The sequence below is a fragment of the Mesorhizobium sp. WSM4847 genome (assembly GCF_055811335.1).
The window spans coordinates 182,908-197,841 of the sequence record NZ_JBVVPY010000013.1; the positions used below are offsets into that span (position 1 = coordinate 182,908).

Below are 14,934 nucleotides of genomic sequence, written 5' to 3' on the forward strand. Positions count from 1 at the left end.
AGGAAAAGTCAACTTTTCCACGCCAACATTCGGCTATGGCAAAGCTCCTGATCGTTGAGGACGATGAGTCCGTCCGCACCCTCGCCGCTCGCGCGCTCGAACGCGCCGGGCATATGATCGACATCGCCGCCGACGGCGCGCAAGGGCTTGCCCTGATCCGCGCTGCACGTGGCGGCTACGACCTTGTCGTCTCGGATATCCGGATGCCGGAGATGGACGGCATCCAAATGGCCAAGGCGGCTGCATCGCTTTTCCCGGCGATGAAGATCTTGCTGATGACCGGCTATGCCGACCAGCGCGAGCGCGCCGAGGAATTGAACGGCGTCATTGTGGACGTCGTGCAGAAGCCGTTCACGCTGGCCGAAATCCGCGCGCGCGTCGAACAGGCGCTCGCCTGTTTTGCTTAAGATTCCGCGCGGTCAGGCCGGATCGCAGGTCGCTGCGATTGCCGGCGCGCTGCTCCGGCGCCGGCTGGCGTTGAGCGCGAACAGACCGGCGCCGATGATGAGGGCGGCGCCGATGACGGTGGTCGATCGCGGCACTTCCGCAAAGAACAGGAAGCCCCACAGCGGCGACCAGATGATGCCGGTGTATTCGAAGGTGGCGACGCCGTTGGCCGGCGCCAGCCGGTAGGCCTGCGACAACAAGATCATCCCGGCCGAAGCCACGACGCCGCAGGCGGCCATCGTCAGGAAGTCGATTGACGTCGGCCAGATCCATGGCCTCACCAGGAATTCGAGGCTCGGATGCGTGGCATGAGCTATTCCTGCCAGCCAGAACAGCCCGGCGACCGCTGCAGCGCCCAGGAGATAGACGCCGTTTTGATAGAACGCCATGACCGTGGATGATTCGGTGTCGCCGATCTTGCGGGCCATCAACTGCGAAAAACCGTACAGCACCGCCGAGGCCAGCGACAGCAGCGCCGCCCAGTCGAACAGCCCGGCGCCGGGTCGCAGCATCACCAGCACGCCGAGCATGCCGACCATGACGGTGACCAGCGTCTGCCCCGCTACCCGTTCGCCGAGATAGGGGCCGGCAAGCGCCATGATGAACAGCGGTGCCATGAAATAGAGCGCCACCGCGTCGGCAAGCGGCAGGGCGGCGATCGCCAGGTAGTAGAGCGTGTAGGAGGTGAACAGGATCAAGGCGCGCATCGTCAGCATGCGAAACCGCTTCGAAAAGATCGCCCTGAGCCCGACATCGGCATGAACCAGCACGAGAAGAATGGGCAGGGCGACGATCGAGCGGATCGCCATCACCTCGGTCACCGGATAGGTGCCCGATACGGCCTTGATCAGCGGATCCTGGAGCGAGAACACCAGAACGCCGAGGCAAAGGCTTGCCATGCCGAGGACGATCCGGTTCTGCATGTCGTTCGACGGCTCCTTGCGTGCGCGGCCCGAGAGCCGGGCCCGCGTAACTTTGTTTTATGCAGATCGCCCAAAACCGCTTCGCACCCTCGGGTCAGGCCCAGGGTCAGGCCCGAGGACATGCTTTTGGGCGACCTACATCAAAAAGAACCCGCCACCATTTCGGGCAGCGGGTACGAGTGAGGACTTTTTTGGTCCGCAGCCGATTTCGCAGCCGCATATCCAATGGGTGAAGCGACTATTATCCGCCGTTTGACATGTTGCAAACGAATTGGAATGATGCCAGCGATCAGATTTTCTTATGGCGGACAAATGAAGCCCACGCTCGACAGCGATCTGCTGCGCACCTTCGTCGCGGTCGCCGACGCCGGCAATTTCACCAAGGCTGCGGTGCAGGCCGGCCGTACCCAGTCGGCGGTTTCGATGCAGATGAAGAAGCTCGAGGATATGGTCGGCGACAGCCTGTTCGAGCGCGGCTCGCGGGGTGTGGCGCTGACGCGCCGCGGCGGCGAACTCATCGTCAACGCCCGCCGCATCGTGTCGCTGCTGGACGAGACGGCGGCATCGATGGTCGCGGCGCCGCTTGGCGGACCGGTGCGCATCGGCATTCCGGAGGAATATGGCCACGCGATCCTGTCGCGCGCTCTCGGCGCCTTTGCCAAGCGCCATCCTCAGGTCGACATCACCGTCCGCTACGCGCATTCCGGCGCGCAGATCGCGGCGCTCGCCGCCGGCGAGCTCGATCTGGCGGTGGTGTTCGAATGGCAGGACCTCTCCGGCGGTGAGGTGCTGATGCATGATCCGACCGTGTGGGTGACGTCGGAGCTGCACCATATGCATGAGGAGCGGCCGGTGCCGATCGCGCTCTACAATCGCGCCGGCTGGTGCAAGGATTTTGCGATCAAGTCGCTGGAACAGCGTGGTCTCGCCTATCGTGTCGCCTATACCAGCGATACCAATGGCGGCCTACGGCTTGCCGTCACCTCCGGGCTGGCGATTGCGCCGATCTCGCGCAGCAACATCCCGGCCGGCTGCCGCGAGCTTACCGCCGCCGATGGATTCGGCGACATCGATTCCTCGAATGTGGTGCTGCGGCGCAATCCGAACGCTTCCGGCGAGGCCATCGTCAGCATGGAAGAGGCGATCCGCGAGGCGTTCACCAACCGTTAGAGCAGGCCGGCTTTACTTCAACTCCAGCAGCCGCTCCAGATAGCTGCGCTCGATATCGGGGCTGAGCGCGTTGCCGAGCCGCTTGCGGATCGCGTCGAGGATCTGGCGGGCGCGCTGCACGTCGATCTCGTCCGGCACCTTCACCGAATCGCCGAAATCTGGACCCTCGGTGGCGCGTGGCCGACCGAGCGGATCGCGGTCGGCATTCTGCTGGCGGCCGCCGCGCTGGCCGTCGCCCTCGTCGCCTTGCATGGCCTGCAATTGCTTCATCATGTCCTTGGCGCCCTTGCGCAACGCCTCCAGCGCGCGGCCCTGGTGACCGACCGCCTGATCGCCATCGCTGTCGCCAAGCGCCTGTTCGGCATCGCCCATGGATTTGCCGGCCTCGCCAAATCCCTCATTGGGCTCGAGCCCCATACCTTCGAGACCCTTTCTCAACTGGTCGAGCTCGCTTTGCAGTTTGCCCTGGCCTTCCTGCAACTGCTTCAGCGCGTCGGCGAATTCCTCCGGCGTCATCGGCTTCGGCCGGCCGAGCGGATCGCGGTCCTCGCCTGGGCCGGGCTGCTCGCCCTGTTCGCCCATTTGGCCCTGCTCGCCGTTCTCGCCGAGCTGCTCGTCTCGGTTCTGCCCACGCTGTTGCTGGCCGCGCTGCATCTGGTCCATGCGGAAGGTTTCGTTCATCATCTCCTGCTGGCGCCGCATGATCTCGCCGAGCTTGTCCATCTGCTGGCGCATCTCGCTGTTCTGCTGGCCGCCCTGCTGCTGACGTCCGGCCTGCAGGTTGTTCATCATGTCCTGCAGTTGCGAAAGCAATTGCTGCGCGCTGTCGCGATCGCCGGACTTCGCCAGATTCTCGATCTGGTCCATCATCCGTTCGATATCACTCTGGCGCAGTTCCTGGCCGTTCTGCTGCATCTGCGGCGCGTTCGGATTCTGCTGCGCACGCTGGGCGAATTCCTGCAGGAACTGGTTCATCGCCTCGCGCAGTTCCTTCATCGCCTTGTCGATTTCCTCGTCGCTGGCGCCGTTCTTGATGGCGTCCTGCAACGCCTGCTGCGCCTGGCGCAGCCGCCGCTCGGCGTCCGAAAGATTGCCTTCCTCGATGCCGAGCGCGATCTCCCAGAGATAGGCGACTTCGTCGCGCAATTTGTCGTCGTTGTCGGCCATCTTCAGCCGGGTGCGGGCGCTCATGATGGCGAGGTAGTGCGCCATATTGTCGAACGTGTCTTCGGGCCTGAGCGTGATCGCATCCATCAGGTCGAGCACGCGGCTCTTGGCGTTGGCGTCGAGCGCCAGCGCGCGGCGCTGCTCGATCACGGCCCTGGCCAGCGGATTGGAGAATGGCCGCTCCGGCATCACCAGGGTCCTGGTTTCGCTGGTTGCGGTATGTCCGGCATCGTCGGTGGCGACAAGCCTGAGCTTGATGTCGCCGCCGGCCCAGACATGCTCGGTCAGGTCCTTCGTGGTCTTGGCGGCATTCCCCTTGACGCCGCGGCGCGGCAGCGTCAGCGGCATTTCGGGCGGGCCATAGAGCGGATGCGCATTCGGCGCCGGTGGGTCGGCCAATACGAAATCCGCCTTGGCGGAGGCCGCGCCATAGTCGTCGTCGATCTGGTAGTTGAGTTCGAAGGAGCCGTTGACGGCGCGTTTCGGCTCGCCGACGAAGCGGATTTGTGGCGGCTTGTCCGGGATCACCGCGAAGGCCCAGCTGCCAAGTTCGTCGCCGCCCGAGTTCAGCGTCAGCGTGCCGTTGGCCGTCAGCTTGCCGGTGAACTGGCGCACCGTGGAGGGCGTTGCCGTGGAGGGCGTTGCCGCCGCCGGCTTGGCCGCGTCGGCCTGCTGCCCGGCTGGCTCGATAGTGCGGGCGTTGCCGTCGGCGTCGGCATAGCTCAGCGTTTCCTCGCCCGAGCCGCCGGTGACGCGCAGCGAGACGTCGCTGCCTTCCGGAACGGTGAAGGTGGACGCAGCCTGATTGTCATTTCTGGCGAGGGCCGGGTTGGCGTAGGCTGGGGAAGTGAGGAAGACCGGTGCCCTGCCGGTGTAGGCCGGCGGCGTCACCCAGGCGTCGATGCGCGGCGGCACGGCGTCGCGCGCCGCGTGGGCACTGAACCCGTCCGCGATGCGGCCGCCCGACGGTCCGAACGAGAAGGCGAAAGCGGTGACCAACACAAGCGCCGCCACGGCGCGCAGCCCCCACGGGTCGCGCTCCGGCACCCGGGTGCGTGGCAGGTCGCCACCGAGGTTGCCGAGTTTTTCGGCCATGCGTTTCTGGTGCTCGCGCCACAGCGCTTGCGAAAAAATGCTTTCCCTGCCGCTCGGCCGGTCGGTCTGCACCAGCACCGGGCTGTGCAGCAATAGGTTGGCGGCCTCGATGCGCCGATCGATCTCGGCACTGGACGGCACCCGGAAGAAACGCAGGGGATAGAGCGCGACAAGGGCTGCGATGGCGAACACAGCCACAAGACCGATGCGCGCCATGTCGGGCAGCAAAAGGAAGAGGCCGAGCCACGAGACGCTGAGGAACAGGCTGGCGACGATGACGAGTGGAAGCAGCAACGGCCAGCCACGCTCGACCGTCATCGAGACCCGCGTCGCCAGCCGGCTCACGGCAAGGCGCCCGGCCAGGCTGCGATCGCTGGTGATGGTGGGTCGTTGCGTCATCGGCCCTTCCTGTTCGGGCGGGATAACCCGAACCTCACAAATCTATCGCACCGGCCCGAAAATCGGATGCGAAGGACTCAAAGTCTTAGATGCACGTCGCTCCAAACATACCAAGAAACACGGCGAAGGCGAGGCAGTTCCCTAAAACGTGAACAGGACTGCCCCCGCTATCGTCAGAATTTAGCCGGATTGGCGTTTGCGCCGCAGACCAGCACGGCGACACGCTCGCCCGCAGCCGGCACATAGCGGCCGGACAGGAGCGCCGCGAAGGCCGCGGCGCCGCCCGGCTCGGAGATGATTCGCACCCGGTCCCAAAGCGCCGCCTGCGCGGCGATGATCTCGTCGTCGCTGACCAGTATGGAACGCTCGACGAAGGCCTCGGCGATCGGAAACATCATTTCGCCGACGCGCTTCGGCGCCAGCGAATCGGCGGCGATGCCCTCAGTCGGCGCATCGACGGGCCGGCCGGCCTCGAAGGCGCGATGAAGCGTCGGCGCGCCCTCCGGCTCGACGGCGATGATCGTGATGCGGCCGGCAAACCAGGCGGCGATGCCGCCGATCAGGCCGCCGCCGCCTACGGCGACCAGCAGCGTGTCGAGTTCAGGCAGGTCGGTCTCGATCTCAAGGCCGAGCGTGCCTTGCCCGATCAGCGTTTCCTCCTGGTTGAACGCATGGATCTGCAGCGCGCCGGACCTTTCGGCAAAGTCTTCGCTGGCGGCCAGCGCTTCGGCATAGCGCGCGCCACCGACGACCAACTCGGCGCCATAGCCGCGGATGCGTTCGAGCTTGGCCGGCGGGCTGACTTCGGGAACGAAGATGGTCGCCTTGTGGCCGAGCCGCATGGCAGCGTAGGCGACCGCGGCACCATGATTGCCGCCCGATGCGGCGACGACGCCAGCCTTGGGAACCGGCCGCTCGAGAAGATTGGTGAAGGCGCCGCGCGCCTTGAACGAGCCAGAATGCTGCAGGCATTCGAGCTTCAGGTCGACGCCAAGAGGCGGACGGCCGAAATCGGCCATGTCGACGCGCAGCACCGGCGTGTGGCGCACGAAGGGCCGGATGCGCGGCTCCATTGCGGCGATGCGTTCGCGGGTGATGCTATTGCCGTTCAGCATGGTCTGCTCCCAAGGGTTGACATCACTTAGTAACTTAGCAAAATGGCTAAATGCAAGAGATTGATGTCTTCAAGGCGATCGCCAACGAGCGCAGGCTGCAAATCCTCGATTGGCTGAAGGATCCGCGCGCGCATTTTCCGCCGCAGACCGATGGCGATCTGGTCGAGGACGGCGTCTGCGCGCTGCTGATCGCCGAAAAGCTGGGGATTACCCAGGCGACGCTCAGCGAGCATATGCGGGTGCTGACCCAGGCCGGCCTTCTGCGCAGCAAACGTATCAAGCAGTGGACGTTCTATCGCCGCGACGAGGGCAGGATCGCCGAGACCAGGGCGCTGATTCAGCACCGGCTGTAGCGCTGCAGACGATCCATTCTTGTTTGACCATGATCCTTTCCGAAATCGCCTTTTTCGGGATCATGGGTCTATTCCAGCCAATCAGGCAGCGAATCCAGGCCGATCAGCTCGTCATAGGTCTGGCGCCGGCGCACGACATGGAAACGGTCGCCGTCGACCAGCACTTCAGGCACCAACAGGCGGGTGTTGTAGGTGCCGGCCTGCACGGCGCCATAGGCGCCGGCGGTGGCGACGGCGATCAGGTCTCCGGCCTTGAGCCGCGGCAGGTCGCGGTCGAGGCCGAGATAATCGCCGGTCTCGCAGACCGGGCCGACGACGTCGACTATCATGCGTGGCGCCGCTGCCGGCTGCTGCACCACCGGCTTGATGTCATGGAAGGCGTCGTAGAGCGTCGGCCGGATCAGATCGTTCATCGCGGCGTCGACGACCAGGAAGTTCTTGGCGTCGCCCTCCTTCACGAAGATCACCTGCGAGACCAGGATGCCGGCATTGCCTGATATCAGCCGGCCCGGCTCGAACATCACCTTCAGCCCGAGCTTGGCGACGTGCTTCTTGACGATCTGGGCATAAGCGTCCGGCAGGGGAGGCGGGCTGTTGTCGACACGGTAGGGAATACCAAGGCCGCCGCCGAGGTCGATATGCTCGATGGCGTGCCCGTCGGCGCGCAGCACGCCGACCAGTTCCACCAGCAGCGCGAAGGCGTCGTCGAAGGGCTGCAACTCGGTGATCTGGCTGCCGATATGAGTGTCGATGCCGGTGACCTTGATGCCAGTCAACTCAGCTGCGCGGGCATAGACCTTTCGCGCCTTCTGCCAGGGAATGCCGAACTTGTTCTCGGCCCTGCCGGTGGAGATCTTCTTGTGGGTCTTGGCATCGACATCCGGGTTGATGCGCAGCGAGATCGGCGCCACCTTGCCCAGCGCCGTGGCGCGGGCCGACAGCAATTCCAGTTCCGGCTCGGATTCGACGTTGAAGCACAGAATGCCGGCCGAGAGCGCAAGATCCATTTCGCGCGCGGTCTTGCCGACGCCGGAAAACAGGATCTTGTTGGCCGGAATGCCGGCGGCCAGCGCGCGGCGCAGTTCGCCTTCCGAGACCACGTCGGCGCCGGCACCGAGTTTTGCCAGGATTTTTAGCACAGCCTGGTTGGAATTCGCCTTCATGGCGTAGCAGACCAGCGCGTCGAGCCCGGCAAAGGCCTGCGCAAACACGCGGAAATGCCTGGTCAGCGTCGCCGTCGAATAGCAATAGAACGGCGTGCCGATGCTTGCGGCGATCTCTGATATCGCCACGTCCTCGGCATGCAGCACGCCGTCGCGGTAGTCGAAATGGTTCACGAGAGTGGTTCCGGAAGTTGGAGCACGATGAGATCGGCCGATCTCATCGGCTCTAGATCAACGGATCGAGAATGAACTTCTTGTCCTCGACCGGTTTTTCCGGCTCCGGCGGCACGGGCTGCTCTGCCTTTTGTGCGTCCTTGCGCGCCTGCACGGCCGCCTCATAGGGCGTATCGAGCCCGGCTTTCCTGCCGCAGGCCGTTACGGTTGCCAGCGCCGCCAGCAGCGTCAGCGTCACCAAAATCCTGCTTGCGGTCATTGATCCATCCGTCCGAAACTTTTGCCCGCCGCTTTTAGCCGAGTTTATCCGGCATTGCACCCCGGCAATCACGCCCTGCCGATGTGCTTTTTCCAGTAGCGGATCTGCTTCCTCACTTCCGACGGCGCGGTGCCGCCGAAGCTGGTGCGGCTCTTCACCGAGTTCTGCACGGCAAGCACCGAAAACACGTCCGCCGTGATGCCGGGGTGAATGGACTGCAAGTCTTCCAGCGGCAGCTTGTCGAGCCCGATCTTCCTCTCTTCGGCCAGCGCCACGGCGCGGCCGGTGACGTGGTGCGCCTCGCGGAACGGCAAGCCAAGGCTGCGCACCAGCCAGTCGGCAAGATCGGTCGCGGTCGCATAGCCTGACCCGGCGGCCTTCTTCATGGCGGCGGCATTCACCGTCATGTCGCGCACCATGCCGGTCATCGCAGCCAGCATCAGGTCGAGCGTCTCGGCGACGTCGAACACGGATTCCTTGTCTTCCTGCATGTCCTTGCCGTAGGTCAGCGGCATGCCCTTCATCACAGTCAGCAGGCCGACCAGATGGCCGGTGACGCGGCCGGTCTTGCCGCGCACCAGCTCGGCGGCGTCGGGGTTCTTCTTCTGCGGCATGATCGAGGAGCCGGTGGAGAATGAGTCCGACAGCCTGACGAAGCCGAATTGCGGCGTCGACCAGATGATGATTTCTTCGGCCAGCCGCGACAGATGCGTCGCGCAGATCGCCGCCAGCCCCAAAAACTCGAGCGCGAAATCGCGGTCCGAAACGCTGTCGAGGGAATTGCGCATCGGCTCACGGAAGCCGAGCGCCCTGGCCGTCTGGTGCCGGTCGATCGGAAAGCTGGTGCCGGCAAGCGCGGCCGCACCGAGCGGGCTTTCGTCCATCCGTTCGATAGCGTCGCGAACACGCGACAGGTCGCGCGAGAACATCTCGACATAGGCCATGCAGTGATGGCCGAAGGTTACCGGCTGCGCCGCCTGCATGTGGGTGAAGCCCGGCATCACCGTTGCCGCATGCTCCTCGGCCCGCTCCAGGAACGCCGTGATCAGGCCCTTCAGCGCCTCGGCGACGCGAAAGCACTCGTCCTTGACCCATAGCCTGAGATCGACCGCCACCTGGTCGTTGCGCGAACGGGCGGTATGCAGGCGGCCGGCAGCCGGGCCGATCAGCTCGGCAAGGCGGGCCTCGACATTCATGTGGATGTCTTCCAGCCTGGTCGAGAACTCGAACGCGCCGGCTTCGATCTCTGCCAGGATCGTGTTCAGCCCGTGAGCGATTTTTTCTTGGTCGGCCGCCGAAATAATGCCGGTTTGCGCTAGCATCTCGCTATGGGCGATCGAGCCTCGGATGTCCTGCGCGTAGAGTTTGCGGTCGAACGAGATCGACGCGTTGATCGCTTCCATGATCGCGGCCGGACCCGAGGCAAAACGTCCGCCCCACATCTGGTTGCTGGCCTTCTTGTCGCTCATCGCTATAACCCGTGCTCCGGAGCAGTTTTAAAAAATGGCAGACGGCAATCGATTTTTCCCGGCCCCGCGCCTCATCCTCGCCGCTTTGGTGGCAGGCGTGCTTGCCGGCGCGGTCGCGGTATATGTCAGCGAAAGCGGTTCTGGCAACAACGCCCCCGCTCAAGTCGCGGTTGGCGACAGCAAGGACGATGTCGCCTGCGCCGCCAAGGCCGACCGCGCCAAGGCGGTCGCGGCGGCTGCCACCGGTCAGGTTGCCGCACTTTTGCCGGCCGATCCGCCGCAATCGCTGAAGGGCCTTGCCTTCAACAGCCCCGACGGCAAGCCGATGACGCTCGCCGACCATGCCGGCAAGACGGTGCTGCTCAATCTGTGGGCGACATGGTGCGCGCCCTGCCGCGCCGAAATGCCGGCGCTCGACGCGCTGCAGAACGAAATGGGCAGCGATGCCTTCGAGGTCGTCGCGGTCAATGTCGATGCCGGCGACGACAGCAAGCCGAAGAAGTTCCTCGAGGAGACCGGCGTCAAGGCGCTCGGCTACTTCCGCGATTCGACGATGGCGCTGTTCAACGATCTCAAGACACGCGGCCTGGCGCTCGGCCTGCCGGTCACCATGCTGATCGACGGTGAAGGCTGCCTGATTGCCCACATGAACGGCCCGGCAGAATGGTCGAGCCCGGACGCCAAGCGGCTGGTCGAGACGGCGCTCGGCAAGTCGGACTAATGTATTTCGCGCAAAGGGCGACGCGCTTTTAGGCGCCGGCGATTATTGCCGGTTTGTTCGTAAGCCGGCTTGGCAATTCCTTTCCACCGGCTCCTATTCGGAAGCGTGCGCTACTTTAAGTGGAAATCAAGTTCATCGGTCCGCAACAAAACCGTTGTCCAATTGTCATGGGCGGCACATATTGGCTTTGCGAGAGTGCCCCTTTCGCCAATGACAAACGGGAGATGAAACATGAAGTTCTTCGGCTTCGCGGCCGGTGTCGCCGCCACCTTGACCCTGCTTTCCACCACCTCCGCCTTCGCCGTCACGCAGATCAGCTGGTGGCACGCCATGACCGGCGCCAACGCCGAGGTCGTCGGCAAGATCTCCAAGGATTTCAACGCCAGCCAGAGCGACTATGAACTGGTTCCGGTGTTCAAGGGCACCTATCCGGAGACGCTGAACGCCGGCATCGCCGCTTTCCGCGCTGGCCAGGCGCCCGACATCCTCCAGGTGTTCGACGTCGGCACCGGCGTGATGATGGCGGCCGAGGGTGCGATCAAGCCGGTTGCCGAGGTGATGACCGGTGCCGGTATGACCTTCGACAAGAGCCAGTACCTGCCCGGTATCGTCGGCTATTATTCGAAGCCGGACGGCACCATGCTGTCCTTCCCCTACAACTCCTCCTCGCCGATCCTCTACTACAACAAGGATATCTTCCAGAAGGCCGGCCTCGACGTGAACAATCCGCCCAAGACCTGGAATGAGGTGTGGGAAGCCGCCAAGAAGATCAAGACGAGCGGCGCCGCCCCTTGTGGCTATACCTCGACCTGGCTGACCTGGATCCATCTGGAGAATTTTGCGGCGTGGAATGATGTGTCGTGGGCGACCCAGCAAAACGGCCTGGCCGGCGGCGATGTCGAACTCAAGATCAACGCGCCGATTTTTGTCAACCACTTCCAGGCGCTCGCGGATCTCGCCAAGGACGGCACCTTCAAATATGGCGGGCGCACCTCCGAGGCCAAGCAGATCTTCCTTGCCGGCGAATGCGGCATCTTCACCGAATCGTCGGGCGGCCTCGGCGACATCGTCAAGTCCGGCATGAACTATGGCATCGGCCAGCTTCCCTACGACAGCGACGCCAAGGGCGCGCCGCAGAACACCACGCCGGGCGGCGCCAGCCTGTGGGTGTTCGGCGCCAAGTCGGACGAGCAATACAAGGGTGTCGCGGCGTTCTTCGCCTATTTGTCCAAGACCGATGTGCAGGAATATCTGCACCAGAAGTCAGGATACCTGCCCGTGACGCTTGCTGCCTACGAGGCGACCAAGAAATCGGGCTTCTATGACAAGAACCCCGGCCGTGAGACACCCATCCTGCAAATGACTGGCAAGGCGCCGACCGACAACTCGAAGGGCGTGCGCCTGCCGAACCTGCCGCAGGTGCGCGATATCCAGAACGAGGAGTTCGAGAAGATGCTGGCCGGCCAGCAAACCGCTCAGCAGGCGCTTGACAACGCGGTTACGCGCGGCAACGCCGCAATCAAGGAAGCGCTGGAGAACTGACGAGTTTATCTCGGTTGGTGTCTGTTTGAATATCGCCCACGCGAGTTCGCGTGGGCGTCCCCGAGATAGCGAAGGAAATCAGCCTGTCTCCCCGCGTCGTCTTTCCCAACAAGATCCTGCCCTACCTTCTGGTGGCGCCACAACTCGCCATAACACTGGTTTTCTTCTACTGGCCGGCCGGTCAGGCGCTTTACCAGTCGATGCTCAGACAGGATCCGTTCGGGCTGAGGACCAGGTTTGTCTGGTTTGCCAATTTCCGCAAGGTGCTGGCCGATCCGGCGTACCTCAATTCGATCAAGGTCACCGTGGTGTTCTCGCTTGCGACCGCGATCGTCGCGATGTGCGTGGCCCTGCTGCTTGCGGTCATGGCCGAGAAGGCGGTGCGCGGCAAAGGCCTCTACCGCACCCTGTTGATTTGGCCCTATGCCGTGGCGCCGGCGATTGCCGGCATGCTGTGGCTTTTTCTGTTCAATCCTTCAATCGGCTCGTTGGCCTATTTGCTGCGAAGCCTCGGCATCGCCTGGGACCCGCTGCTCAACGGCACCCACGCCATGATCCTGCTGGTGTCGGCGGCTGCCTGGAAGCAGATCAGCTACAATTTCCTGTTCTTCGTCGCCGGTCTGCAGGCAGTGCCGAAAACGCTGATCGAGGCGGCGGCCATGGACGGCGCCGGCGAGACCAAGCGCTTCTGGACCATAGTCTTCCCGCTGCTCGCGCCGACCACCTTTTTCCTGCTGGTCGTCAACACCGTCTATGCCCTGTTCGATACGTTCGGGATCGTTCATGCCGTCACCGGCGGCGGGCCGGGCAAGGCGACCGAGACGCTGGTCTACAAGGTCTACAATGACGGCTTCGTCAATCTGATCCTGGGCGACTCGGCGGCGCAGTCGGTCATCTTGATGGCAATCGTCATTGCGCTCACCGCTATCCAGTTCCGCTACGTGGAACGCAAAGTCCATTACGGCTGAGGGCAGCGATGATCGGCCAGTCCCCGCTCCGCACATTCATCGCCCATGCCGTGCTTATCCTCGGCATATTGATCGTGGCTTTCCCGATCTACTACACGTTCGTTGCCTCGACACACACGCTGCAAACCATCCTCAGGCCGCCGCTGCCGCTCTTGCCCGGCGGCCAGCTGTGGAACAACTACAGCGAGGCGCTGTTCGGCGGCATTGGCCGCATCGGCGGTGTCAGCGTCGGCCAACTGCTCCTCAACACCACGATCATGGCGCTCGGTGTTGCGGTGGGAAAGATCTGCATTTCGATGTTGTCGGCCTATGCGATCGTTTTCTTCCGCTTTCCCCTGCGCATGACCTTCTTCTGGCTGATCTTCATCACCTTGATGCTTCCCGTCGAGGTGCGCATCCTGCCGACCTACAAGGTGATGGTCGATCTCGGCATGATCGACACCTATGCCGGCCTGATCATCCCGCTGATCGCCTCGGCCACCGCGACGCTGCTGTTCCGCCAGTTCTTCATGACCATACCGGGCGAATTGGTCGAGGCGGCGCGCGTCGACGGTGCCGGGCCATGGCGCTTCTTCTTCGATATCCTGTTGCCATTGTCGCGCACCAACATCGCGGCGCTGTTCGTGATCCTCTTCATCTACGGCTGGACGCAGTATCTTTGGCCGCTGCTGGTCACCAACAGCAACGACATGAACACCATCGTCATCGCGTTGAGAAAGATGGTTTCCTTTGCCGATGCCGATACCGAATGGCACCTGGTCATGGTCACCGCGATGCTGGCCATCGTGCCGCCGATCCTGGTGGTGGTGCTGATGCAACGCTGGTTCGTGCGCGGCCTGGTCGAATCCGAAAAGTGAGAAGCTGATGGCGACCGTCGATCTGAAGGACGTGAAGAAGGTCTATCCGAGCGGCGTCGAAGCCGTGAAGGGGGTCTCCATCGCCATTCCCGACAAGGAGCTTTGCGTGCTGGTCGGCCCATCCGGCTGCGGCAAGTCGACGCTGCTGAGGATGATCGCCGGGTTGGAGACCATTTCCGCCGGTACGGTCGCCATCGACGGCAAAGTGGTCAACGCCATCGGCCCGACCGAGCGCGACATCGCCATGGTGTTCCAGAACTACGCGCTTTACCCGCATATGAAAGTCTATGACAACATGGCCTATGGCCTGCGCAATCGCGGCACGCCGAAGGACGAGATCGACAGCAGGGTGCGTTCGACCGCCAAGGTGCTGGAGCTTTCGGCGCTGCTCGACCGGCGGCCGCGCGAGCTTTCCGGCGGCCAGCGCCAGCGTGTCGCCATGGGCCGCGCCATCGTGCGCAATCCGAAAGTCTTCCTGTTCGACGAGCCGCTCAGCAATCTCGATGCCAAATTGCGCGCGCAGATGCGGGTCGAGATCAAGAACCTGCAGCGCACGCTTGGCGTCACCTCGGTCTATGTCACTCACGACCAGCTCGAGGCGATGACGCTGGCCGACATCCTTGTTGTCATGAACGCCGGGCTGGTCGAGCAAACGGGCGCGCCGCTCGACATCTACGAAAAGCCGGCGTCGATCTTCGTCGCTTCCTTCATCGGCGCGCCGCCGATGAATCTTCTGGCGCTGACCGGAAGTTCCTCAGGCCCGATACTGGCCGACGGCACCGCGATCGGCTTTGCGGCTCCCGGAACGCAAGCCGTGACGCTGGGGTTTCGCCCTGAAGATGCCGACGTCACCTTCAATGCGGAGGCGCTGCCCGGTGCGCTCGTCCTGCCGGCGGCAGTCGAAGCGGTCGAGCCGGTCGGGGCCGAAAGCTTTCTTCACTGCGCCGCAGCCGGCAGCCGTATCATCGTGCGCGTCTCAGGGCGCGCCACCGCAAAGCCTGGCGACCAGTTGCGTGTCGTGGCCAAGTCCGAAAAGCTGCACTGGTTCGATCAGGCCGGCAAGCGGGTCGATTGAAGCTGGCCTGTCGGCCTGACCGGCGAACCGCGCCAGA

General features: G+C 63.6%; 14 protein-coding genes. 8 read left to right on the forward strand and 6 right to left on the reverse strand.

Going from position 1 to position 14,934, the window contains the following annotated elements; translation table 11 throughout:
- Positions 1-35: 35 nt before the first annotated feature.
- Positions 36-407: a response regulator gene (locus AC0L28_RS20290; protein WP_027153386.1), complete on the forward strand. Its 372-nt coding sequence runs from the start codon at positions 36-38 to the stop codon at positions 405-407.
- Between the two features lie 12 nt (positions 408-419).
- Here the strand turns inward: AC0L28_RS20290 and AC0L28_RS20295 are convergent, their stop codons facing one another.
- Complete coding sequence (locus AC0L28_RS20295; RefSeq protein ID WP_023797216.1) at positions 420-1,370, reverse strand: DMT family transporter; 951 nt, start codon at positions 1,368-1,370, stop codon at positions 420-422.
- A 312-nt stretch (positions 1,371-1,682) separates the two neighbouring features.
- Here AC0L28_RS20295 and AC0L28_RS20300 point away from each other — a divergent pair, with 312 nt between their 5' ends.
- Positions 1,683-2,540: a LysR family transcriptional regulator gene (locus AC0L28_RS20300; RefSeq protein WP_027153384.1), complete on the forward strand. Its 858-nt coding sequence runs from the start codon at positions 1,683-1,685 to the stop codon at positions 2,538-2,540.
- 12 nt (positions 2,541-2,552) lie between these two features.
- Here AC0L28_RS20300 and AC0L28_RS20305 read toward each other — a convergent pair whose 3' ends face one another.
- On the reverse strand, positions 2,553-5,201 hold the full coding sequence (locus tag AC0L28_RS20305) for a TIGR02302 family protein (RefSeq protein ID WP_473479831.1): 2,649 nt from the start codon (positions 5,199-5,201) through the stop codon (positions 2,553-2,555).
- A 173-nt stretch (positions 5,202-5,374) separates the two neighbouring features.
- On the reverse strand, positions 5,375-6,316 hold the full coding sequence (locus AC0L28_RS20310) for a threonine/serine dehydratase (protein WP_473479834.1): 942 nt from the start codon (positions 6,314-6,316) through the stop codon (positions 5,375-5,377).
- Between the two features lie 50 nt (positions 6,317-6,366).
- Between AC0L28_RS20310 and AC0L28_RS20315 the strand changes: the two genes are divergently transcribed.
- The gene (locus AC0L28_RS20315) at positions 6,367-6,669 is read left to right on the forward strand and encodes an ArsR/SmtB family transcription factor (protein WP_287054036.1); all 303 of its coding nucleotides are present in this window, start codon (positions 6,367-6,369) and stop codon (positions 6,667-6,669) included.
- A 68-nt stretch (positions 6,670-6,737) separates the two neighbouring features.
- On the opposite strand, the gene lysA is transcribed toward AC0L28_RS20315, so the two are convergent.
- The 3 genes from lysA to argH all read right to left on the reverse strand — a co-directional run bounded on the left by lysA (position 6,738) and on the right by argH (position 9,734).
- Positions 6,738-8,006 (reverse strand): diaminopimelate decarboxylase, encoded by a 1,269-nt coding sequence (lysA, locus tag AC0L28_RS20320; RefSeq protein WP_287290931.1) that lies wholly within the window; start codon positions 8,004-8,006, stop codon positions 6,738-6,740.
- 52 nt (positions 8,007-8,058) lie between these two features.
- The gene (locus tag AC0L28_RS20325; protein WP_023797221.1) at positions 8,059-8,265 is read right to left on the reverse strand and encodes a hypothetical protein; all 207 of its coding nucleotides are present in this window, start codon (positions 8,263-8,265) and stop codon (positions 8,059-8,061) included.
- A 68-nt stretch (positions 8,266-8,333) separates the two neighbouring features.
- Positions 8,334-9,734 carry an argininosuccinate lyase gene (argH, locus tag AC0L28_RS20330; RefSeq protein WP_473479838.1) on the reverse strand — a complete coding sequence of 467 codons (1,401 nt, stop codon included), beginning with the start codon at positions 9,732-9,734 and terminating at the stop codon, positions 8,334-8,336.
- Between the two features lie 34 nt (positions 9,735-9,768).
- On the opposite strand from argH, the gene tlpA reads away from it, so the two are divergent.
- The 5 genes from tlpA (at position 9,769) to AC0L28_RS20355 (ending at position 14,897) form a co-directional block, all read left to right on the forward strand.
- Entirely contained in the window at positions 9,769-10,455 is a 687-nt protein-coding gene (tlpA, locus tag AC0L28_RS20335) for a thiol:disulfide interchange protein TlpA (RefSeq protein WP_473479841.1), read from the forward strand.
- A 231-nt stretch (positions 10,456-10,686) separates the two neighbouring features.
- Positions 10,687-11,997: a sn-glycerol-3-phosphate ABC transporter substrate-binding protein UgpB gene (gene ugpB / locus AC0L28_RS20340; protein WP_027153376.1), complete on the forward strand. Its 1,311-nt coding sequence runs from the start codon at positions 10,687-10,689 to the stop codon at positions 11,995-11,997.
- Positions 11,998-12,080: 83 nt separating this feature from the next.
- Positions 12,081-12,965, forward strand: a complete 885-nt coding sequence (gene ugpA / locus AC0L28_RS20345; protein WP_128176137.1) for a sn-glycerol-3-phosphate ABC transporter permease UgpA — start codon at positions 12,081-12,083, stop codon at positions 12,963-12,965.
- 8 nt (positions 12,966-12,973) lie between these two features.
- Entirely contained in the window at positions 12,974-13,822 is an 849-nt protein-coding gene (ugpE, locus tag AC0L28_RS20350; protein ID WP_473479844.1) for a sn-glycerol-3-phosphate ABC transporter permease UgpE, read from the forward strand.
- Between the two features lie 7 nt (positions 13,823-13,829).
- Positions 13,830-14,897 (forward strand): sn-glycerol-3-phosphate import ATP-binding protein UgpC, encoded by a 1,068-nt coding sequence (locus tag AC0L28_RS20355; protein WP_473479847.1) that lies wholly within the window; start codon positions 13,830-13,832, stop codon positions 14,895-14,897.
- Positions 14,898-14,934 lie beyond the last annotated feature (37 nt).

Excerpts from the sequence above, each read along its gene's own strand:
- AC0L28_RS20310 (WP_473479834.1), bottom strand. The coding sequence starts at position 6,316 with ATGCTGAACGGCAATAGCATCACCCGCGAACGCATCGCCGCAATGGAG.
- AC0L28_RS20325 (WP_023797221.1), bottom strand. The coding sequence starts at position 8,265 with ATGACCGCAAGCAGGATTTTGGTGACGCTGACGCTGCTGGCGGCGCTG.
- AC0L28_RS20295 (WP_023797216.1), bottom strand. The coding sequence starts at position 1,370 with ATGCAGAACCGGATCGTCCTCGGCATGGCAAGCCTTTGCCTCGGCGTT.
- ugpB (WP_027153376.1), top strand. The coding sequence starts at position 10,687 with ATGAAGTTCTTCGGCTTCGCGGCCGGTGTCGCCGCCACCTTGACCCTG.
- AC0L28_RS20290 (WP_027153386.1), top strand. The coding sequence starts at position 36 with ATGGCAAAGCTCCTGATCGTTGAGGACGATGAGTCCGTCCGCACCCTC.
- AC0L28_RS20305 (WP_473479831.1), bottom strand. The coding sequence starts at position 5,201 with ATGACGCAACGACCCACCATCACCAGCGATCGCAGCCTGGCCGGGCGC.
- AC0L28_RS20355 (WP_473479847.1), top strand. The coding sequence starts at position 13,830 with ATGGCGACCGTCGATCTGAAGGACGTGAAGAAGGTCTATCCGAGCGGC.
- tlpA (WP_473479841.1), top strand. The coding sequence starts at position 9,769 with ATGGCAGACGGCAATCGATTTTTCCCGGCCCCGCGCCTCATCCTCGCC.
- argH (WP_473479838.1), bottom strand. The coding sequence starts at position 9,734 with ATGAGCGACAAGAAGGCCAGCAACCAGATGTGGGGCGGACGTTTTGCC.
- AC0L28_RS20300 (WP_027153384.1), top strand. The coding sequence starts at position 1,683 with ATGAAGCCCACGCTCGACAGCGATCTGCTGCGCACCTTCGTCGCGGTC.
- AC0L28_RS20315 (WP_287054036.1), top strand. The coding sequence starts at position 6,367 with ATGCAAGAGATTGATGTCTTCAAGGCGATCGCCAACGAGCGCAGGCTG.
- ugpE (WP_473479844.1), top strand. The coding sequence starts at position 12,974 with ATGATCGGCCAGTCCCCGCTCCGCACATTCATCGCCCATGCCGTGCTT.